The 19294-nt window shown below is 67.3% G+C and carries 22 protein-coding genes and 1 pseudogene; 14 read left to right on the top strand and 9 right to left on the bottom strand.

Translation table 11 applies throughout. The features are described from left to right. Together PGN27_RS24805 and ppgK are read right to left on the bottom strand one after the other, a co-directional pair. A complete protein-coding gene (locus PGN27_RS24805; protein WP_335328498.1) occupies positions 1–1404 on the bottom strand; it encodes an RNA polymerase sigma factor in 1404 nt (467 codons plus the stop codon). Between the two features lie 185 nt (positions 1405–1589). Further along, positions 1590–2351 (bottom strand): polyphosphate--glucose phosphotransferase, encoded by a 762-nt coding sequence (ppgK, locus tag PGN27_RS24810; RefSeq protein WP_335328499.1) that lies wholly within the window; start codon positions 2349–2351, stop codon positions 1590–1592. A 70-nt stretch (positions 2352–2421) separates the two neighbouring features. On the opposite strand from ppgK, the gene PGN27_RS24815 reads away from it, so the two are divergent. After that, positions 2422–3222, top strand: a complete 801-nt coding sequence (locus PGN27_RS24815; protein WP_335328500.1) for an inositol monophosphatase family protein — start codon at positions 2422–2424, stop codon at positions 3220–3222. A gap of 4 nt (positions 3223–3226) precedes the next feature. On the opposite strand, the gene cei is transcribed toward PGN27_RS24815, so the two are convergent. Then, the gene (gene cei, locus PGN27_RS24820) at positions 3227–3877 is read right to left on the bottom strand and encodes an envelope integrity protein Cei (protein ID WP_036461741.1); all 651 of its coding nucleotides are present in this window, start codon (positions 3875–3877) and stop codon (positions 3227–3229) included. Positions 3878–4047: 170 nt separating this feature from the next. Here cei and PGN27_RS24825 point away from each other — a divergent pair, with 170 nt between their 5' ends. After that, positions 4048–4350 (top strand): DUF4193 domain-containing protein, encoded by a 303-nt coding sequence (locus PGN27_RS24825; protein ID WP_015306517.1) that lies wholly within the window; start codon positions 4048–4050, stop codon positions 4348–4350. 33 nt (positions 4351–4383) lie between these two features. On the opposite strand, the gene PGN27_RS24830 is transcribed toward PGN27_RS24825, so the two are convergent. After that, positions 4384–4872, bottom strand: a complete 489-nt coding sequence (locus tag PGN27_RS24830) for a DUF3093 domain-containing protein (protein WP_030135108.1) — start codon at positions 4870–4872, stop codon at positions 4384–4386. Between the two features lie 25 nt (positions 4873–4897). Between PGN27_RS24830 and dut the strand changes: the two genes are divergently transcribed. After that, a complete protein-coding gene (gene dut, locus PGN27_RS24835; RefSeq protein ID WP_335328501.1) occupies positions 4898–5362 on the top strand; it encodes a dUTP diphosphatase in 465 nt (154 codons plus the stop codon). Continuing rightward, positions 5362–6069 carry a DUF3710 domain-containing protein gene (locus tag PGN27_RS24840; RefSeq protein WP_335328502.1) on the top strand — a complete coding sequence of 236 codons (708 nt, stop codon included), beginning with the start codon at positions 5362–5364 and terminating at the stop codon, positions 6067–6069. Before dut ends, PGN27_RS24840 begins: the two co-directional genes overlap by 1 nt. Here PGN27_RS24840 and PGN27_RS24845 read toward each other — a convergent pair. Further along, positions 6066–6767, bottom strand: coding sequence for an alpha/beta hydrolase (locus PGN27_RS24845; RefSeq protein ID WP_335328503.1), 702 nt, complete (start codon positions 6765–6767; stop codon positions 6066–6068). The two genes, PGN27_RS24840 and PGN27_RS24845, sit on opposite strands and share 4 nt — an antisense overlap. 109 nt (positions 6768–6876) lie before the next feature. On the opposite strand from PGN27_RS24845, the gene PGN27_RS24850 reads away from it, so the two are divergent. Together PGN27_RS24850 and PGN27_RS24855 are read left to right on the top strand one after the other, a co-directional pair. Then, on the top strand, positions 6877–7248 hold the full coding sequence (locus PGN27_RS24850) for an OB-fold nucleic acid binding domain-containing protein (protein ID WP_019512968.1): 372 nt from the start codon (positions 6877–6879) through the stop codon (positions 7246–7248). After that, positions 7245–7910, top strand: a complete 666-nt coding sequence (locus PGN27_RS24855) for a DUF3159 domain-containing protein (protein WP_335328504.1) — start codon at positions 7245–7247, stop codon at positions 7908–7910. Before PGN27_RS24850 ends, PGN27_RS24855 begins: the two co-directional genes overlap by 4 nt. On the opposite strand, the gene PGN27_RS24860 is transcribed toward PGN27_RS24855, so the two are convergent. Together PGN27_RS24860 and PGN27_RS24865 are read right to left on the bottom strand one after the other, a co-directional pair. Then, positions 7884–8549, bottom strand: coding sequence for a potassium channel family protein (locus PGN27_RS24860; RefSeq protein WP_335328505.1), 666 nt, complete (start codon positions 8547–8549; stop codon positions 7884–7886). The genes PGN27_RS24855 and PGN27_RS24860 overlap by 27 nt on opposite strands. Further along, positions 8546–9214: a potassium channel family protein gene (locus tag PGN27_RS24865; RefSeq protein ID WP_335328854.1), complete on the bottom strand. Its 669-nt coding sequence runs from the start codon at positions 9212–9214 to the stop codon at positions 8546–8548. The genes PGN27_RS24860 and PGN27_RS24865 overlap by 4 nt, the downstream gene beginning before the upstream one ends. Positions 9215–9316: 102 nt before the next feature. Between PGN27_RS24865 and PGN27_RS24870 the strand changes: the two genes are divergently transcribed. After that, positions 9317–11320 (top strand): APC family permease, encoded by a 2004-nt coding sequence (locus PGN27_RS24870; RefSeq protein WP_335328506.1) that lies wholly within the window; start codon positions 9317–9319, stop codon positions 11318–11320. Continuing rightward, positions 11317–12492: a class I SAM-dependent RNA methyltransferase gene (locus PGN27_RS24875; protein WP_335328507.1), complete on the top strand. Its 1176-nt coding sequence runs from the start codon at positions 11317–11319 to the stop codon at positions 12490–12492. The genes PGN27_RS24870 and PGN27_RS24875 overlap by 4 nt, the downstream gene beginning before the upstream one ends. Position 12493: 1 nt before the next feature. On the opposite strand, the pseudogene PGN27_RS24880 reads toward PGN27_RS24875, so the two are convergent. Further along, a pseudogene (locus PGN27_RS24880) lies at positions 12494–13759 on the bottom strand (HNH endonuclease). A 92-nt stretch (positions 13760–13851) separates the two neighbouring features. On the opposite strand from PGN27_RS24880, the gene PGN27_RS24885 reads away from it, so the two are divergent. Genes PGN27_RS24885 through PGN27_RS24895 form a run of 3 tightly spaced genes read left to right on the top strand, consistent with a single transcriptional unit; the run spans position 13852 to position 15012 of the window. Beyond that, positions 13852–14154 carry a hypothetical protein gene (locus tag PGN27_RS24885; protein WP_335328508.1) on the top strand — a complete coding sequence of 101 codons (303 nt, stop codon included), beginning with the start codon at positions 13852–13854 and terminating at the stop codon, positions 14152–14154. Positions 14155–14200: 46 nt separating this feature from the next. Then, positions 14201–14476, top strand: a complete 276-nt coding sequence (locus PGN27_RS24890; RefSeq protein ID WP_019511809.1) for a helix-turn-helix transcriptional regulator — start codon at positions 14201–14203, stop codon at positions 14474–14476. Between the two features lie 2 nt (positions 14477–14478). After that, positions 14479–15012 (top strand): hypothetical protein, encoded by a 534-nt coding sequence (locus PGN27_RS24895; RefSeq protein WP_335328509.1) that lies wholly within the window; start codon positions 14479–14481, stop codon positions 15010–15012. A 2-nt stretch (positions 15013–15014) separates the two neighbouring features. Here the strand turns inward: PGN27_RS24895 and PGN27_RS24900 are convergent, their stop codons facing one another. Further along, complete coding sequence (locus tag PGN27_RS24900; protein ID WP_335328510.1) at positions 15015–15557, bottom strand: TetR/AcrR family transcriptional regulator; 543 nt, start codon at positions 15555–15557, stop codon at positions 15015–15017. Positions 15558–15657: 100 nt separating this feature from the next. On the opposite strand from PGN27_RS24900, the gene PGN27_RS24905 reads away from it, so the two are divergent. From PGN27_RS24905 to dxs, 3 genes are all read left to right on the top strand, one after another. After that, on the top strand, positions 15658–15978 hold the full coding sequence (locus tag PGN27_RS24905; RefSeq protein WP_335328511.1) for a hypothetical protein: 321 nt from the start codon (positions 15658–15660) through the stop codon (positions 15976–15978). A 71-nt stretch (positions 15979–16049) separates the two neighbouring features. Next, a complete protein-coding gene (gene nhaA, locus PGN27_RS24910; RefSeq protein WP_335328512.1) occupies positions 16050–17351 on the top strand; it encodes a Na+/H+ antiporter NhaA in 1302 nt (433 codons plus the stop codon). Between the two features lie 27 nt (positions 17352–17378). Then, positions 17379–19289, top strand: coding sequence for a 1-deoxy-D-xylulose-5-phosphate synthase (gene dxs / locus PGN27_RS24915; RefSeq protein WP_335328513.1), 1911 nt, complete (start codon positions 17379–17381; stop codon positions 19287–19289). Positions 19290–19294: the final 5 nt, after the last annotated feature.

Below are 19294 nucleotides of genomic sequence, written 5' to 3' on the forward strand. Positions count from 1 at the left end.
CTAGTCGAGGTAGTCGCGCAGGACCTGGGAACGGCTGGGGTGGCGCAGCTTGCTCATCGTCTTGGACTCGATCTGACGGATGCGCTCACGCGTCACGCCATAGACCTGGCCGATCTCGTCGAGGGTGCGCGGCTGGCCGTCGGTGAGGCCGAACCGCAGCCGCACCACGCCCGCCTCACGCTCGGAGAGCGTCTCCAGTACCGACTGCAGCTGATCCTGCAGCAGCGTGAAGGACACCGCGTCAACGGCCACCACGGCCTCGGAGTCCTCGATGAAGTCACCGAGCTGGCTGTCGCCCTCGTCGCCGATGGTCTGGTCCAGCGAGATCGGCTCACGCGCGTACTGCTGGATCTCCAGCACCTTCTCCGGCGTGATGTCCATTTCCTTGGCGAGCTCTTCGGGGGTGGGTTCGCGACCCAGGTCCTGAAGCAGCTCACGCTGGATGCGGCCCAGCTTGTTGATGACCTCGACCATGTGCACCGGGATACGGATGGTGCGGGCCTGGTCGGCCATGGCGCGGGTGATGGCCTGGCGGATCCACCAGGTGGCGTAGGTCGAGAACTTGTAGCCCTTGGTGTAGTCGAACTTCTCGACGGCGCGGATCAGCCCGAGGTTGCCCTCCTGGATCAGGTCCAGGAACGCCATGCCGCGGCCGGTGTAACGCTTGGCCAGCGACACCACCAGGCGCAGGTTCGCCTCCAGCAGGTGATTCTTGGCGCGGTCACCATCGCGGCAGATCCACTGCATATCGCGGCGCTGGGCGGCGGGCAGCTTCTCACCCTTCTCGGTGAGCTCGGTCATCAACTGAGTGGCATACAGGCCGGCCTCGATGCGCTTGGCGAGTTCGACCTCCTCCTCGGCGTTGAGCAGCGCGACCTTGCCGATCTGCTTGAGGTAGGCGCGCACCGAGTCCGCCGAGGCGGTGAGCTCGGCGTCCTTGCGGGCCTGACGCAGCGCCTCGGACTCTTCCTCGTCCCAGACGAAGTCTCCGGAGGCCTTGTCCTTCTCGGACGGTTCGGCGATATCGTCGTCGCCGTCCTTGGCAGGCTTGGCCGCGGCGGGGGACGCGTCGTCGCCCTCGGCCTCTTCATCGGAGTCCGTGTCGGCGGTGTCGGCCTCGTCATCGGTCTCCAGGTCGTCGATCTCGACATCCTCGAGGTCGTCGCCGGGTTCGACGTCCAGATCCTCGGCGCCGTCGAGGTCTTCGCCGAGGTTCACGTCCTCGCCGGACTCGTCCTTCTTGCCTCGCGGCGACGCGGCCTTGGCCGGTGCCTTCTTGGCGGGCGCCTTCTTCGCAGCCCGCTTGGCCGGTGCCTTCTTGGCCGGCGCCTTTTTCGCGGCGGTCTTGGTGGCGGTGGCCTTCACCGGCTCATCGGTTGCCGGGCTTGCCTCTGTCGCTGCCACGTACACCCTCTCGGTAATGCTGGACGGTGACCGCACGCAGGCGTCACCGAAATTCGGCTATCTCGAATAGTGGCGTCGTATCTCTGCTTGGGATATCCGCCGCTATCAGTCGGTGGCGGCCGCCGTCGACCATTGTAACGACAGTGTGGTCCACCACCGTGCGCAGCGGCAAATCCGGTCGCGTGTTATTGCACGTGAATGCCCTTGGCGGCCATCGCCGCGCCGACGATTCCCGCCGAGTTGCGCAGCGCGGCGGGGACCACCGGGGTGCGGTTCTTGAGCATCGGGATCCAGCGGTCGGCCTTGCGGCTGATTCCGCCGCCCGCGATGAACAGGTCGGGCCAGATCGCGTTCTCGATGGTCACCAGCACCTTGGTCACCTCTTCGGTCCAACGCTGGTAGTTCCATTCCTTGCGTTCCTTGACCGAGGAGGCCGCGCGATGCTCGGCTTCCTTGCCGTCGACCTCGAGGTGGCCGAACTCGGTATTGGGCAGCAGCACACCGTTGTGGATCACCGCCGATCCGATGCCGGTGCCGAATGTCAGCAGCACGATCAGACCGGTGTTGTCCTTGCCCGCGCCGTACGCCTCCTCGGCGAGGCCGGCGGCGTCGGCGTCGTTGAGCACGGTCACGTGCTGGCCCTCCAGCACATCGCTGATCACCTCGGCGGCGTTGGTGCCGATCCAACCCTTGTCGACGTTGGCCGCGGTGCGCACGACGCCGTTGGTCACCACGCCGGGATAGGTGACGCCCAGGGGACCGGTCCAGCCGAACTCGCGGACCACGGCCGCCACGGTGGCCGCGACGGCATCCGGGGTGGCGGGTTGCGGGGTGGCCAGTTTGATCCGGTCGCCGATGAGGGTTCCGGTATCGAGGTCGACGATGCCCCCCTTGATACCGCTGCCGCCGACGTCGACGCCGAATCCAGTATTGGGCGAATCGGTCATTGGAACGCTCCTCAGCAGGGTCCGGCGGGCAGTCCGACATCACCCTAACGGGTTGTGGTGCGATGTATGCATGACTGATCCGCAGACGTTGCGCCTGGTGTCCGAGCAATTGGCCACGGAGGCGGCCACTTTCGTGCAGACCCGACGCGCCGAGGTGTTCGGTGCCGCTCCGGTGGCCGATGCGGTGCAGGCCAAGAGCACGCCGACGGACCCGGTGACCGTGGTGGACAAGGAGACCGAGCGGCTGCTGCGCGGACGACTGGCCGAATTGCGGCCCGGCGAGCCGATCCTGGGCGAGGAGGAGGGTGGCTCGGCGGTGGCCGAACCCGGCGTCCCGGTGTGGGTGATCGACCCGATCGACGGGACGGTGAACTTCGTCTACGGCATCGAGGCCTATGCGGTATCCGTCGGCGTCCAGATCGATGGTGTCTCGGTCGCCGGTGCGGTGGCCCATGTGTCGACCGGCGAGATCTACTCGGCGGCGGTGGGGCACGGCGCGACGGTCACCGGCGCCGGTGTGCAGACCGAGTTGCGGTGCAACACCATCGACGATCTGTCGATGGCGCTGGTGGGCACCGGATTCTCCTATGATTCGGCGAACCGGGCCAGGCAGGCCGAGGTGCTGTCCGCGTTGTTGCCCCGCGTGCGCGATATCCGGCGCATCGGGTCCTGTGCGCTGGATCTGTGCATGGTGGCGCGGGGACGTCTGGACGCCTATTACGAGGACGGCGTGCACCTCTGGGACTGGGCGGCCGGTGCGTTGATCGCCGCCGAGGCCGGAGCCGTGCTGCGACTGCCTGCCGGCGACGGCAGCGGTGCGCTGATGGCCGCCGCGCCCGGTGTCGCCGAGGCGTTGGCCGACCGGATCTGAGCGCTCAGCAGGTGGCGCTGTGAATCTTGGTCAGCAGCGCGGCGTCGGCCGGTTGGGTCGCGTCGGGACGCAGGCCGGCCAGCATCGCGTCGATATCGTCGCTGCGACTGAACTCGCTGAACTCCGTGCCGACCGCCAGATCCACGGTGTCATCGGTGCGGCCGTCCTGGAACAGCTCGGTGCACGGCGCGACGAGCCACACCGCGGCCGCGGCCGCCCGGCCCGCCTCGCCGAACCTGATCTGACCCTGGCATTCGAGCCTGCTGTTGGCATACACCGGGTCGTTGGCCGCGGTGGGCTGGGCGAATCCCAGACCCTGCAGCGCCCCGGACACATCGGCGGCCTGTCCGGCCTGACCACTGGCGTTGAGGACGCGCACCTTGGTATCGGCGAGGCGGGCGGGCATCACCTCGGCCATTTCTGTACGCGAGACAGGTTCGCCGAGTTGGGTCTGGGTCGCGTCGGCGGCAGGTGGTGGCGCATTGCAGGCCACGGCTTCGGGCACCACGGTCGACTGGTTGAGCGCGACGACCCAGATCACGCCGGTCACCAGGGCCAGCACCACGAACAGGCACAGCACCGGGATGACGTTGCGGCGACGGAACGGCCGACCGTGCTTGTCGAACGCCGTGCCGTCGGTGATGGATGCGACCACCACTGCACCTTAGAGGTATGCCGCGATGGTCGCTCCTACCAGGACGTTTGCGATGTGACATAAATCACAGTCAATCTGCACCCAATCGGGGCACGAATCATTTGGCGTAGGCGTTCGACGCTGGTACAAAGCCTTGCTGCACGACGCTGCATGAATTAGGAGGGGATTGAATGGCCACCGACTACGACGCTCCACGGCGAACAGAGACCGATGACGTCTCGGAGGATTCGCTCGAAGAGCTCAAGGCGCGACGCAACGAGGCCCAGTCGGCCGTCGTGGACGTCGATGAATCGGAGTCCGCCGAATCGTTCGAGCTGCCCGGCGCCGATCTGTCCGGCGAGGAGCTGTCGGTGCGGGTCGTGCCCAAGCAGGCCGACGAGTTCACCTGCTCGAGCTGCTTCCTGGTGCACCACCGCAGCAGGCTGGCCAGCGAGAAGAACGGCGTGATGATCTGCACCGACTGCGCCGCCTAGCGCCGCACTGACCCGCCCCGGTGATCCCGGCAGTCAGCTGCGCAGGGCGGCCAGCACCCGGTCCGGGTGTCGGCAACTGACCAGCCAATAGGGGGTCGGATCATCGGGATCGTCGAGCACTACCAACACCATCGGGCCGACCCAGGCCCGGTGCAGCACATAGGCCGCTGGGTCCAGTTGGCGACCCAGGGCCGACGATTTGGCCGATCGGGGAACCTCGGCCGACCGGGCGATCAGGTTCACCGGCAGATGCGCCGGACCCGCCCACAACTCGACCGGCGCCTCGTCGGAGGTGCCGTTCTGGACGACCCGGACTTCCATCCGTCCCATCCACATCAGCGCCGCCGCCGCGACGGGCAGCAGCACCGCATAGGGCACCCAGTCCGGCAGGGCCGCCACGCCCATGTTGACCTCGGCGGCGATCAGTGCGGCGAGGCCCAGTCCGGGCAGCCAGAACCACCACGGGACCCGGAGGCGCTCGCGGTAGCGCACGGTTTGGGCGATGGCGCGCGTATCGGACACGTGCCCAAGAGTAATCTTTGCGCCCGTGCCCTCTTCTCTGGCGGTCGTGCGATTGGATCGCGACCTTCCGATGCCCAGCCGGGCCCACGATGGTGATGCCGGCGTCGATCTGTACAGCGCCGTCGATGTGGATCTCGAGCCGGGGCATCGCAGCCTGGTCCCCACCGGGATCGCGGTGGCCATCCCGCACGGCATGGTCGGTCTGATCCACCCGCGGTCGGGATTGGCTACGCGCGTGGGTCTTTCGATCGTGAACAGTCCAGGAACCGTCGACGCCGGGTACCGTGGTGAGATCAAGGTGGCGTTGATCAATCTCGATCCGCAGCAGCCGATAGCGGTGCGACGCGGAGATCGCATCGCACAGTTGTTGGTGCAGCGGGTCGAGCTTCCGGAGCTGGTCGAGGTGTCGTCATTCGACGAGGCCGGGCTGGCTGACACTTCCCGTGGCAGTGGTGGCCACGGCTCTTCAGGCGGACATGCGAGTTTGTGATGACAGATAACGACGACGACGATTTCGACGGCCCCTTCGACATCGAGGACTTCGACGACCCGGAGTCCGCGACGGTGGCGCGCCTGGACCTCGGTTCGGTGCTCATCCCGCTGCCGGCTGCCGGTCAGGTGCAGGTCGAGCTCACCGATCAGGGTGTCCCGAGTTCGGTCTGGGTGGTAACACCCAACGGCCGGTTCACCATTGCGGCGTATGCGGCGCCGAAATCGGCGGGGCTGTGGCGTGAGGTGGCCACCGAGCTGGCCGAGTCGTTACGCAAGGACGGCGCCAAGGTGCGCATCGAGGACGGCAAGTGGGGCCGCGAGGTCGTCGGTGCCAGCACTTCTGTTCCGCAGGGGCAGCAGCCTGGCGTGGTGCGTTTCATCGGTGTCGACGGTTACCGGTGGATGATCCGCTGTGTCGTCAACGGGCTTCCCGAAAAGGTCGAGGCGCTGGCGGTCGAAGCCCGAGAAGCGTTGGCCGACACAGTCGTTCGTCGTGGTGACACACCATTGCCGGTGCGCACACCGCTGGCGGTGCAGCTGCCGGAGGCGATGGCCGCCCAGCTGCGTGCCGCTGCGGCCCAGCAGGCCGCCGCCCAGCAGGCCCAGGCCCAAGCTCAGGGACAGGTCCCGCCGGAACCGGCGGCGCGGCGCAGCGCGCAAGGCACCGCGATGCAGCAGATGCGCAGCACCATCACCGGCGGCTAGAGCCCGCGCAGCGCGGTCAGGCACGCCGCGCCGAGGCGCGCCGGGTCGGCCCCGATCTCGTCGAGGGTGACCGTCTGCAGTGCCGCGCGCGGTGCCGCGGCGGCCCACTCGTAGCCGACCTGGCCGGGATGGATCGGGTCGTCTATGGCCGCCGCGATGCCCATCGGTACCGTCAGTGTCCGCAGCTCATCGACCGTCGGTGCCACGTACCCGGCGGCCTCCTCCATCGCATTCGGTAGTCCCGGCCACTGCCCGGTCCATGACCGAGCCAACTCCTCGGCCAGCCAGGCCGGGCTCGACGCCCGCATGGCGCTGATCGTCGCCGCCAGTCCCTCGGTGCGCAGCTGATGTGCCGACGCGCGTGCGGCCAGCGCGGCCACGGCGTCACCGGGGTCCCCCGACCAGGCGGGCAGCGCGGCGAGCACCGCGACGGTGTCGTCCGGGTGCGCCAACGCCCAGTTCGCAGCGACGGCCGCGCCGATCGACACCCCGCCCACCGCGATCGGACCTGCCGCCTCGGCGGTCTCGGTCAGCGCCGCCAGGTAGCCGTCGATCAACCGGAGCGGGTCGGGAGCCGGGGTGAGCACCACCGCGCCCGCGGCGTGCAGCGGCTCGGCGAAGGCGCGATAGGCATAGTCGTCGTCGGATCCGGTGCCTGCCATCAGAACGGTCGTGACGCCTGTCAAGTCGACGGTCATCATCCGATCGTGCCGCGCCGATGCCCGGCGTGGCGAATCGGAACCAACAGGTCTACGGTGGCGTTGGTCAGTATGCGGATCGAAGACGATTCGCGGTGAGGGAGAGGTCATGGCTACCGCCGAGGGGTATCTTCGCCGGCTTACCCGCCGGTTGACGGAAGATCCCGAGCAACGCGATGTCGAGGAACTCAGCGACGAGGCCGCCGGCACCGGCGCGCAGAAGGCCATCGACTGCGAGCGCGGTCAGGAAGTCACCATGGTCGGCACACTGCGCAGCGTCGAATGCAACGGCAAGGCCTGCGCCGGGGGCGTCAAGGCCGAACTCTTCGACGGGACCGATGCGGTGATGCTGGTCTGGCTGGGGCAGCGGCGCATCCCCGGCATCGAGACCGGCCGCACCCTGCGCGTGCACGGGCGGATCGGCAAGCTCGACAACGGCGCGAAGGCGATCTACAACCCGCACTACGAGATTCAGAAGTGACGGAGGATACCTCCGAAGTCACCGCCGAGGAACCCGCCAAGAAGGGCGGCCAGGCGATCCTGGACCAGATGGGCGGCATCAGCGGCCTGATCTACTCCTCGCTGCCGGTCCTGGTGTTCGTGCCGGTATCCACCAAGTTCGGTCTGATGCCCGCGATCTGGGCGGCACTCGGGGTGGCGGCGCTCGTCCTGGTGTGGCGGTTGATCCGGCGTGAGACGGTGCAGCCTGCGGTGTCCGGTTTCATCGGTGTCGGGATCAGCGCGCTGATCGCCTGGTGGCTCGGTGAATCACGCGGCTATTTCGCCTACGGGATCTGGATGTCGCTGGTTTATGCCGCGGTGTTCACCGTCTCGATCGTGATCCGCCGACCGCTGGTGGGTTACGCCTGGGGTTGGTTCAGCGGTCACGGTAGGGACTGGCGCTCGGTGCGCCGGGCGGTGCTCGCCTTCGATGTGGCGACCTTCGCGTGGGCGGTGGTCTTCGCGTCGCGGTTCGTCGTGCAGCGCCACCTCTACGACGCCGACGATGTCGGCATGCTCGGCGTGGCCAGGATCGCCATGGGCTGGCCGTTGACCGGTGTGGCGGCCGTCATCACCTGGTTCGCCATCCGCGCCGCGCAGAAGGCGCTGCAGGACTCAGCGCGCCTGCGGCCGGAGGAGTAGCTGGCGCAGATCGTCTTCGGCCTCGGTGGTGGCCACGAACACCAGTTCGTCGCCACCCTCCAGCGGCTCGTCACCTTCGGGGACGATGACCCGCTGGCCGCGCAGGATGGTCACCAGTGACGCGTCACGCGGCAGATTGAGCCGCTTGACGGCCTTGCCGCCCCAGGGGGTGTCGTCGGGCAGGGTGATCTCCACCAGGTTGGCCTGGCCCTTGCGGAAACTCAGCAGCCGCACCAGGTCGCCCACCGCGACGGCCTCCTCGACCAGGGAGGCCAGCATGCGGGGGGTGGACACCGCGACGTCGACACCCCAGTTCTCGTCGAAGAGCCACTCGTTGCGCGGATCGTTGACCCGCGCCACCACCCGCGGCACCGCGAACTCGGTCTTGGCGAGCAGGCTCAACACGACATTGGCCTTGTCGTCACCGGTGGCGGCGATCACCACGTCGAACTCCTCGAGCCGCACCGACTCCAGCAGACTCAACTCGCAGGCGTCGCCGAGGCGCCAGTGCGCCGCCGGGATGGCGTCGACGTCGATGTGCTCGGGATCGCGTTCCAGCAACGTGACCTCGTGGTTGGCGATGAGTTCACGGGCGATGGACCGGCCCACGGCGCCGGCTCCGGCAATGGCCACCTTCATGCGTCGTCCTCGCTGGGCGGTAGAGCCGAGATCGCCATGGCCTCGGCGATGTGACCGGAGATCGCGGCGATGAAGACCTGGTCACCGGCCTGGATGATGGTCTTGGCGTCCGGGAGCAGACCGCTGCCCATGCGCAGCAGGAACGCGACCCGGCCACCGGTGGTCGTCTCCAGCTCGGTGACCGGATGACCGGCCCAGTCTTGATGCAGGGGCAGCTCGGCCACGCCGACGTTGCCCGACGGGTCCCGCCACTTGGTGGTCTCGGACTCCCTGGTCAGCACGTTGAGCAGTCGGTCGGTGGTCCACGGCACCGTCGCGACGGTGGGGATGCCCAGGCGCTCGTACACCGCCGCGCGTTTGGCGTCGTAGATGCGCGCCACGACGCGTTCGACGCCGAAGGTCTCGCGCGCGACACGCGCGGAGATGATGTTGGAATTGTCACCGGAGGAGACCGCGGCGAAGGCGCCTGCCTCCTCGATTCCGGCACGCAGCAGCACATCCCGGTCGAATCCCATGCCGAGCACGCGCTCGCCGGTGAACTCGGGGGACAGCCGGTTGAACGCGGTGGAATCGCGATCGATCACGGCCACCTCATGTCCGATCCTGGACAAGCCGTCAGCCAGCGATGCGCCGACCCGGCCGCACCCCATCACCACTACCCGCACACTCGGTCCTCTCTGGCCGTCGTCCAGGAATACCGCCACATCCAACACACCAATGTCCCGGCGCACCCGGAACGCTACAGCCAATCGCCGCTGCGCTTACTCTTGGCACTCGTGTCCAAGCTTTCGACCGCCGCCAGGCGGTTGGTCCTGGGAAGACCGTTCCGCAGCGACAAGCTGTCCCACACGCTGTTGCCCAAGCGGATCGCGCTGCCGGTGTTTGCCTCCGACGCGTTGTCCTCGGTCGCCTACGCACCCGAGGAGATCTTCCTGGTGCTCTCGGTGGCCGGCTTGGCGGCGTACTCGTTCGCCCCCTGGATCGGTCTTGCCGTCGCGCTGGTGATGATGATCGTGATCGCCAGTTACCGGCAGAACGTGCACGCCTACCCCTCCGGTGGTGGCGACTACGAGGTGGTGACCACCAACCTGGGTGGCACCGCAGGACTGACGGTGGCCAGCGCGCTGCTGGTCGACTACGTCCTGACCGTGGCCGTCTCGATGTCCTCGGCGATGGCCAATATCGGGTCGGCGGTCCCGTTCATCAACCAGCACAAGGTGTTGTTCGCGGTGCTGGCGATCCTGGTGCTCGCGGCGCTGAACCTGCGCGGCATCCGGGAGTCGGGCACCGCCTTCGCCATCCCCACCTATGCCTTCATGGTCGGGATCTTCGTGATGCTGGGGTGGGGCCTGTTCCAGATCTATGTGCTGGGTCACGAGCTGCGCGCGGAGTCGGCGTCCTTCGACGTGCAAACCGAGCACGGCGACCTGATGGCGGTGGCCATGGTGTTCCTGGTGGCGCGGGCGTTCTCGTCCGGCTGCGCGGCCCTGACCGGTGTGGAGGCCATCAGCAACGGTGTCCCGGCCTTCCAGAAACCCAAATCGCGCAACGCGGCCTCGACGCTGCTGATGTTGGGTGCGGTCGCCACCACGCTGTTCATGGGGATCATCCTGTTGGCCAAGGAGACCGGGGTGAAGATCGCCGAGCACCCGGAGACCCAGTTGGTGGGGGCCCCGGCGGGATATCACCAGAAGACGCTGATCGCCCAGCTCGCCGACGCGGTGTTCCACGACTTCCCGGTCGGCCTGTACGCCATCGCCGGGGTGACCGCGCTGATCCTGGTGCTGGCGGCCAACACCGCGTTCAACGGATTCCCGGTGCTGGGGTCGATCCTGGCCCAGGACCGCTTCCTGCCGCGGCAGCTGCACACCCGCGGTGACCGGCTGGCGTTCTCCAACGGGATCCTGTTCCTGGCCTTCGCTGCCATCGCCTTCGTGGTGGCCTTCCAGGCCGAGGTCACCCACCTGATCCAGCTCTATATCGTGGGCGTCTTCGTCTCCTTCACGCTCAGCCAGATCGGCATGGTGCGGCACTGGACGCGCTACCTCAAGGTCGAGACCGACCCGGCCGTGCGACGGCACATGATGCGTTCACGGGTGATCAACGCGGTCGGCTGCCTGTGCACCGGCACCGTGCTGGTGGTCGTCGTGATCACCAAGTTCATGGCCGGTGCATGGATCGCCATCCTGGCCATGGGATCGCTGTTCGTCTTGATGAAGATGATCCGCAGGCATTACGACACTGTGGCGCGCGAACTCGACGAGCAGGAAGCCGAACTCGAGGACGTGGTGCTGCCCAGCCGCAACCACGCCGTGGTGCTGGTGTCCAAACTGCACTTGCCCACCCGCCGCGCACTGGCCTACGCGCGTGCCACCCGGCCGGATGTGCTGGAGGCGATCACCGTCAGTGTCGACGATGCCGAGACCCGCGAGCTGGTGCACCTCTGGGAGGAGAGTGATGTCAGCACGCCGCTGAAGGTCATTGCCTCGCCGTACCGCGAAATCACCAGGCCGGTACTGGATTACGTCAAGCGGGTGACGCGGGAGTCGCCGCGCACGGTCGTCACGGTGTTCATTCCCGAGTACGTCGTCGGGCACTGGTGGGAACAGGTACTGCACAACCAGAGCGCGTTGCGGCTGAAGGGTCGGCTGCTCTTCGAGCCGAATGTGATGGTCACTTCGGTACCCTGGCAGCTCAACTCGTCGGAGCGGCTCAAGACCATGCAACCGCAATCTGCCCCCGGCGATGCACGCAGAGGATTTCTGGATTGATCGAGCTGACGCTGACCACCGGGCCGGCGGCCAACGGGGGCAGCTGTGTCGCCCGCCACGATGGGCGCGTGGTGTTCGTGCGCTACGCGCTGCCGGGCGAGGTCGTCCGGGTGCGTGTGGTCTCCGAGCGCGGATCCTATTGGCACGCAGATGTTGTGGAGGTCATCGAGGCCTCGCCCGACCGAATCGACTCGTTGTGCTCCATTGCCTCCACCGAGGGCTCGGGGTGTTGCGATCTGGCTTTTGTGCAGCCCGCTGCGGCGCGCCGGCTCAAAGGCGACGTGGTGGCCAACCAGCTGAGCAGGCTCGGCGGGTTCGAGTGGTCCGGGGAAGCCGAGGAGGTCGGAACGGGTGGTGTCACCGGTTGGCGCACCCGGGTCCGATTGGACGTCTCGGACGCCGGTCGTGCGGGCTTCCACCGCTATCACAGCGACGAGTTGGCCGAATCGCTGCATTGTGCGCAGCTGCCCGCCGGCATGCTCGAGGGCCTCGACGGATCGCGTTGGCCGCCAGGGGCGCAGCTACACATCGCCGTCGACGATCTCGGCCGCCGCCATGTCGTACAGGCCGGACCGCGCACCGGGCGCAAGGCGAGCACCCAGGTGGTGGAGGGCGACTACGAGGCCGTGCAGAAAATCGGCGGTCGGCGGTGGCGCGTTCCGGTGACGGCGTTCTGGCAGGCGCACAAGGATGCTCCGCGCACCTACAGCGAGTTGATCGGCAGCGTTGCCGGTGCGCAGCCGGGCGGCACGGCGTGGGACCTGTACGGCGGTGCCGGGGTGTTCGCGTCGGTGCTGGCCGACGCGGTGGGGGAGACCGGCCGGGTGCTCACCGTCGACACCTCCCGAGGTGCGGCGCGATCGGCGCGGGCGGCACTCTCGGATGCCCCTCAGGTATCGGTGGTGACCGACTCCGTACGCCGGGTGGTGGCCGCCGAACGTTCCCGTCCCGACGTAGCGGTGCTCGATCCGCCGCGTTCCGGTGCCGGCCGTGAGGTGATCGATGCGTTGGCCGGTGTGCCGCGTGTCGTTCATATCGGTTGTGAGGCAGCGTCGTTCGCACGGGATATCGGTGAGTACCGACGTCACGGCTACGACGTCGAGTCGCTGCGGGTTTTCGACTCTTTCCCGCTGACCCACCATGTCGAATGTGTGGCGGTGCTGACGCGCTGACTCAGGCTGCGCGGCGCATAGTGACGAGGTGTACGTCACGGCAGAGAACGCGTAACCCGCCGGCGATCGGCGGTGCGGTCGAGCGGTAGACGGCCCCGGTCGGGGTGGTGTGCTCGGCGACGTGCCGTCCGTGCGGGTCGAAGTAGGTCTTGACGCGCCAACCGGGTGCTTCTTTGGTGTAGTTGCACCGTTCGCAGCAGCCGCGGCCGTTGCAGGCGTCGGTGGGACCACCGCGCCGGTGTGGTTCGGCATGATCGATATGGCGAATTGGGGCGTCGCAGAACGGTGTTCGGCATGTCTGGTCGCGCAACCGGATGAATCGGGCCAACCCGTCGGGGAATGTGCGTGCCCGTCATTCCATGGCGACCAGCGCGCCGGTCCCGGGTGCCGCGTAGAGCCTGCGCAGTTCGACCCAGCCCTGCGCGTCGATGGCGTCGGTGATCAGCTTCCGGGCCACCTCGGCGGGAATCGGATCGAAATCCTGCACCACCGCGGCATCGTCGCTTGCGCCGATGAGCGACTCATCGGAGATCACCACGTTGACCGTCATCGGCACCGCCTCCGCGGCCGAGCGTCCGGTGATGCGTGCGTACATGGTGTCGGTCATGACCTGGCCACGCGGCCGGCCGTCGGGGTGGGTATCGGCCTCGCGTTTGAGGCTGGCGTAGCAGGCGATGCCCTGGGTCAGCGGCATCAGCGCGGTCACGTAGACCATGTTGTCCGGCGCAGGGCGGGTCGAGACGGTGCTGTCCCGGGGCGCTTTGCGTGCTCGGTCCACCACGGCGTGCGGATCGAGCCGGTAGGCGATCTTCTTGGCCTCGGCCCTGATGCGCTTGTTTCCCAGCCCGTCGAGCCGGGCGGGTTCGGCACACATCTCGTGGTCGAGCCGGCGGCGGTTCTCGACGGTCAGACACGCGGATTCGGCGACGATGATCGTGGCCCGCCACTCCGAGAGGACTCCGGCTTCCAGCGCTGCCAGGGTGTAGGGCATCTCGTGGACGAGCGCCTTGCCCAGGCCCAGGTGCCGGTCACCGTTCGTGGTCGAATCGCGGCGCGCCAGTGCGATCTCGGCGGGCAGGCCGCGCCCTCGCCGGGACGCGGGTATCCCAGCGGCGGCATCGGCATTGCGGCGCGCCGTCGCCCACAGGGCTGCCGCGCGCGCCTGTGCGGCTGCGGCCGCGGACTTGAGGCGTTCGCAGCGCTCGATGACGTCTCGCAGCTCCGCCTGGGACGCCCCGGGATCGATGTCGAACAAACTTTCGAACATGCCCATGACGGTACGCCGGGGCTCTGACAACCTCGACAACGCAGCGGTGAATTTCGCGTCAGTGGGTACTCGCCGCCTCGGGGTGAATGTTCATGAGAAAGATCTCAGGTACGACAGTCGCCTACGGCGGCTATGTCCTCTTCCTCGTCGGCTTCGTATCGCTGGGCCTGTTCGTCGCGGCACTGGCGGTCGGCAGCGATTACGCCATGGTGTGCGCCATCGTGTCGGTGGTGGCCTTTGCCGCGGCCGTCGTGGGGTTCAGAACGGGTGCGCGACGGTTCGGCAGCGTCTGGGCGAAACCGATCACCGACGCCGACCTGCGCATATACGAGGCCCGATATCGCGATCGGCGACCCCGCGGCGCGACCGGGCGCCGATCCTTACCCGCCGGATAGTTGTGTCGACTTGACGGAGCGTTGGGTTTTCCTAACAATAACTTGTATGAGTCCGGTGAAACGGGGTGAAACGCTCCCGATCCACAACCGCATCCGCGTCCTGCGCGCGGAGCGCGGCATGAGCCGGGCCGACCTGGCGGCTCTCATCGAGGTCAACCCGCAGACTGTCGGTGCGCTGGAGCGGGGCGATCACTACCCGAGCCTCGATCTCGCGTTCCGCATCTGCGATGTGTTCGACCTGCCGGTGGAAGCGGTGTTCTCGCGGACGGAGTTCGCACCGTTGTCCGGCCAGGTCTACCGACGCGACAAGGGAGGCGATTGACGATGGCTGAAGCGGATGTGATCGAGCGCTACCAGAACTTCCGGACCAGGCGGTTCCTGAAACAGGAACAGGTGTGGGAGAACGCGCTGCCGAGTTGGCGCAGCAGGCGGCGCAGGCGGATCCTCGGCGGCATCCTCATGGTGACGTTCGCGGCGATGTTCGGCGTCAGCGTGCTGTGCGCATTCGGGGTCTCCTGGGCGCCGCTGCTGTGGCTGCCCGCATGCGTGGTGTTCTTCCCGGCCTGGATCGCCATGCAGATCGTGTCCAGCCGTCGCGGCGACGCGCCGCAGGGCGCTCTGGACGAGTTCGAGATCGCCCAGCGCAACAGCGCTCGGTCGATCGGGCTCACCGTCACCCAGAACCTGGTCATGATCCCGGTGCTCTATCTCGTCTTCGGGTCTGTCATCACCGGGGGCACCGATCCCAACATGGCGTATGCGGGCGGCCTGATGGCGTTGACGACGTTGCTCATCGGCGGCTGCACCCCGGCGATCATCCTGGGCTGGACCCGCCCGGACCCCGAACCGGAGGTCTGAGCTCAGACGTGCAGCGCGGTCGACAACAGGTCGAACAGTCGAGCCTCCCAGTCGTCGACCCGTCCGGTGCGTGCTCGTTCGGCGACGTACGCGCCGACGATGGCGTCGATGAGCGCATCCGGATCGATTTCGGCCGAGATGCTGCCGTCGGACTTGAGCTCGTCGACGACGATGATCAAAGCCGCCCGTTGGTTGCCGAGGGCTTCCCGGAACAGTCCGCTGAACTCCGGGTCTTCGTCGGTCAGAAGTGAGGCGAAGCCGCCGAATCCGATGCCACCGTCGACTGCGGCGACGGCGTTGCGCACCAGCCAGTGCAGCCGGGCGGTGGTGTCTGCGCGGGGCGGTGGTGGCGCCGGTGTCATCAATTCCGAAAGGGCGCGGCGCAGCATGGCGCGCCGGTCCTGGTGTCGGCGGTAGATGGTGGTCTTGGCGATTCCCGAATGGGCCTGTACCGCTTGGATGGTCACCGCTGCGGGTCCCGCTGACCGCAGCAGGTGCAGCGCGGTTTCGGTGATCCGGCTGCCGACCTCGTCGGAATCCGCCATCGATGGTGTCCTCTCGGTCCTGGGAATGTCCTTCCTGCATTATGCGCTACGGTATACGTAGCGCTACGCAACGCGTAGCGTATCTCGGGAGGAGTGAACGATGAAGAAGTGGAAGGGCACGACCGTCATCTATGTCGGCTACGTCAGCCTGCTTGTCGGATTCCTGTGCCTCGGCCTGACCGTGGCGGCCCTGGCGGCGCGGAGTCCGTGGGTCATTGCGACCGCCGCAGTGATGGTCGGTGCTTTTGTCGCGGCCGTCGTCGGCGTGCGGAAGGGCCTTCGCAGGGGGGTTTCCAGCCTGTGGGCCGAAAAACGCCCTTCCGGTGACGCCGAGCGGTATCTGGCCAGTTACCGCGGCGGGCGGCGAGCCGCGCCTGAGGCAAGCATCGACGCGCCCGTCGTCGGCTCCCGAGCAGCCTGACACGGTAACCTCCGTACCGGTGTGCCGGGAAGTCTGGTCGGCGTTCATTTCGCGCTGACCAAGGGAGCTTCATGGACAACCGCCGACTTCTCACCCTCGGCTCATGGCCGGAGGCCAAACGGGTCTCGGAGATCCTGCGCAAGGAGACGGTCGGCGGTGTCATCCTGCTCATCGCCGCGGCGGCCGCCATCATCTGGGCCAACTCACCATGGGCGGACCGCTATTTCGCGATGCGGGACTTCGAGATCGGTGCCGAGCCGTTCGGGTTGCATCTGTCTCTGTCGATCGGGCACTGGGCCGCCGACGGGCTGCTGGCGATCTTCTTCTTCGTGGTGGGACTGGAGCTCAAACGGGAGTTCGTCGCCGGCGATCTGCGCGACCCGGGCCGCGCAGCGCTACCCATCGCCGCAGCCGTCGGCGGCATGGCGGCGCCCGCGCTGATCTTCGCCGCCATCGCGTGGCGCGGAGGCGAGGGCGCGTTGCACGGCTGGGCGATCCCCACCGCCACCGATATCGCGTTCGCCGTGGCCGTGCTCGCGGTGATTTCCACCCATCTGCCGTCGGCACTGCGGATGTTCCTGCTGACCCTGGCGGTGGTCGACGATCTGCTGGCCATCACGGTGATCGCGGTGTTCTACACCGATGATCTGGACATCGGCGCGCTCGCGGCGGCGCTCATCCCGCTGGCACTGTTCGCGCTCTGTGTGCAACGGGGCATCAAGGCCTGGTGGATCCTGATCCCGTTGTCGGTCGCGACGTGGGTGCTGATGCACGAATCCGGTGTGCACGCGACCGTTGCCGGCGTGCTGCTCGGGTTCGCCGTACCGGTGCACCGATCGGTCACCCGCGCCGGTGAGGACCTCGGTTCCGGAATGGCCGAGTACTTCGAGCACAAGACCCGCCCGTTATCCGCGGGCGTCGCTATTCCGGTGTTCGCCTTCTTCGCCGCGGGCGTCGCGCTCGGGGGATTCACCGGCTTGGCCCGTGCGCTGACGGATCCGATCACCTTGGGCATCGTGGCGGGCCTGGTGTTGGGTAAACCGATCGGCATCTTCTTGACCACCTGGACGCTGTCGAAGCTCACCCGCGCCGAACTGGACAGTTCGCTGCGCTGGATCGACGTCCTCGGGGTGTCGATGTTGGCGGGCATCGGTTTCACCGTGTCGTTGCTGATCGGTGATTTGGCTTACAGCGACGCGACACGCGAGGAGTTCGTCAAGGTCGGGGTGCTGACCGGTTCGCTCACCGCGGCGGTCGTCGCCGCAGTGGTGCTGGCCACCAGAAATGCCGCGTACCGCCGAATTCAGGAAGCCGAAACGGCCGACGACGATCATGACGGAGTGCCCGACATCTACCAGCCTCGACAGGACTGACCCATGGTGCGTGGGTAAGCTGGCGGGATGCTTAAACAGATCCGCGGACCAGCAGATCTACAGCGCCTGTCGCAGTCCCAGCTCACCGAGCTGGCCGGCGAAATCCGTGAATTCCTGATTCACAAGGTAGCTGCAACCGGCGGACATTTGGGCCCCAACCTCGGAGTCGTCGAGCTCACCCTGGCTCTGCACCGGGTGTTCGACTCGCCACACGACCCGATCATCTTCGACACCGGGCATCAGTCCTATGTCCACAAGATCCTGACCGGCCGCGCCGCCGACTTCGATCAGCTGCGCATGAAGGACGGGTTGTCGGGTTATCCGTCGCGCGCCGAGAGCGAGCACGACTGGGTCGAGTCGAGCCATGCGAGCACCGCGCTGTCCTACGCCGACGGGCTGGCCAAGGCCTTCGAGCTGTCCGGGCACCGCAATCGCCATGTCGTCGCCGTCGTCGGGGACGGGGCGCTCACCGGTGGCATGTGCTGGGAGGCGCTGAACAACATCGCCGGGTCCGACCGCCCGGTGGTCATCGTCGTCAACGACAACGGACGCAGTTATGCGCCCACCATCGGTGGCCTTGCCGATCACCTGGCGGCGTTGCAGCTGCAGCCGGGCTACGAGAAGTTCCTCGAGCGTGGCCGTGATGTCGTGCGCGGGGTCCCGGTCATCGGTGAGATCTGCTACCAGTGCATGCACAGCGTCAAGGCAGGCCTCAAGGATGCGCTGCAGCCGCAAGCCATGTTCACCGATCTGGGCCTCAAGTACGTCGGCCCCATCGACGGTCATGACGAGCACGCCGTCGAGGCGGCGCTGCGGCACGCGCGGGGATTCAATGCACCAGTGATCGTGCACGTCGTCACCCGCAAGGGCATGGGTTACGCGCCGGCCGAGGCCGATGTGGCCGAGCAGATGCACGCCTGCGGTGTCATCGATCCGGTGACTGGTCTGGCGACCTCGGAATCGGCCCCCGGCTGGACCGGAACGTTCTCCGACGAGCTCATCCGTATCGCCCGGAGGCGGCGCGATATCGTCGCGATCACCGCGGCCATGCCCGGGCCCACGGGGTTGAGCGCCTTCGGTCAGCAGTATCCCGATCGCCTGTTCGATGTCGGTATCGCAGAACAGCATGCGATGACGTCTGCGGCTGGGCTGGCGATGGGCGGGATGCACCCGGTCGTCGCGGTGTATTCGACCTTCCTCAACCGCGCCTTCGACCAGATGCTGATGGACGTCGCGCTGCACAATCTGCCCGTGACGATCGTGCTCGACCGCGCCGGCGTGACCGGACCCGACGGTGCCAGTCACAACGGCGTCTGGGACATGTCGATCCTGGGGATCGTGCCAGGGATGCGGGTGGCGGCCCCGCGCGATGCGGCACGGCTGCGTGAGGAACTGGGCGAGGCGCTCGAGGTCAAGGACGGTCCGACCGCGATCCGATTCCCCAAGGGTGCTGTGGGCGAAGATATTCCGGCGTTGGAGCGGCGCGACGGCGTCGATGTCCTCTCTAAGCCCGGGCCGGGACTGACCGAGGACGTGCTGCTGATCGCGGTCGGGTCATTCGCCCAGATGGGCCTGGCCGCCGCTCAACGTCTGCAGCAGCAGGGGATCGGCGTCACCGTCGTCGATCCGCGCTGGGTGCTTCCGGTGCCCGAGGCGTTGCAGGCCATGGCAAAGGCGCACAAGCTGGTGGTCACCGTCGAGGACAACGGCCTGCACGGTGGTATCGGATCCTCGGTGTCGGCGGCGTTGCGTCACAACGAGATCGACGTGCCATGCCGGGATGTCGGCGTCCCGCAGGAATTCCAGGTGCACGCGTCGCGCGGTGAGATCCTCGCCGAGATCGGTCTGACCGATCAGCACATCGCCCGACAGATCACCGGGTGGGTCGCCGCGCTGGGATCAGCGGTGGGGGACCGGGTCGAGAACAGCGTCGACTAGCGGCA

Source organism: Mycolicibacterium neoaurum (genome assembly GCF_036946495.1).
GTDB lineage: Bacteria > Actinomycetota > Actinomycetes > Mycobacteriales > Mycobacteriaceae > Mycobacterium > Mycobacterium neoaurum_B.

Excerpts from the sequence above, each read along its gene's own strand:
- ppgK (WP_335328499.1), bottom strand. The coding sequence starts at position 2,351 with ATGACCGATTCGCCCAATACTGGATTCGGCGTCGACGTCGGCGGCAGC.
- PGN27_RS24815 (WP_335328500.1), top strand. The coding sequence starts at position 2,422 with ATGACTGATCCGCAGACGTTGCGCCTGGTGTCCGAGCAATTGGCCACG.
- PGN27_RS24825 (WP_015306517.1), top strand. The coding sequence starts at position 4,048 with ATGGCCACCGACTACGACGCTCCACGGCGAACAGAGACCGATGACGTC.
- PGN27_RS24840 (WP_335328502.1), top strand. The coding sequence starts at position 5,362 with ATGACAGATAACGACGACGACGATTTCGACGGCCCCTTCGACATCGAG.
- PGN27_RS24845 (WP_335328503.1), bottom strand. The coding sequence starts at position 6,767 with ATGACCGTCGACTTGACAGGCGTCACGACCGTTCTGATGGCAGGCACC.
- PGN27_RS24850 (WP_019512968.1), top strand. The coding sequence starts at position 6,877 with ATGGCTACCGCCGAGGGGTATCTTCGCCGGCTTACCCGCCGGTTGACG.
- PGN27_RS24860 (WP_335328505.1), bottom strand. The coding sequence starts at position 8,549 with ATGAAGGTGGCCATTGCCGGAGCCGGCGCCGTGGGCCGGTCCATCGCC.
- PGN27_RS24885 (WP_335328508.1), top strand. The coding sequence starts at position 13,852 with ATGAGAAAGATCTCAGGTACGACAGTCGCCTACGGCGGCTATGTCCTC.
- PGN27_RS24890 (WP_019511809.1), top strand. The coding sequence starts at position 14,201 with ATGAGTCCGGTGAAACGGGGTGAAACGCTCCCGATCCACAACCGCATC.
- PGN27_RS24895 (WP_335328509.1), top strand. The coding sequence starts at position 14,479 with ATGGCTGAAGCGGATGTGATCGAGCGCTACCAGAACTTCCGGACCAGG.
- PGN27_RS24900 (WP_335328510.1), bottom strand. The coding sequence starts at position 15,557 with ATGGCGGATTCCGACGAGGTCGGCAGCCGGATCACCGAAACCGCGCTG.
- PGN27_RS24905 (WP_335328511.1), top strand. The coding sequence starts at position 15,658 with ATGAAGAAGTGGAAGGGCACGACCGTCATCTATGTCGGCTACGTCAGC.
- nhaA (WP_335328512.1), top strand. The coding sequence starts at position 16,050 with ATGGACAACCGCCGACTTCTCACCCTCGGCTCATGGCCGGAGGCCAAA.
- dxs (WP_335328513.1), top strand. The coding sequence starts at position 17,379 with ATGCTTAAACAGATCCGCGGACCAGCAGATCTACAGCGCCTGTCGCAG.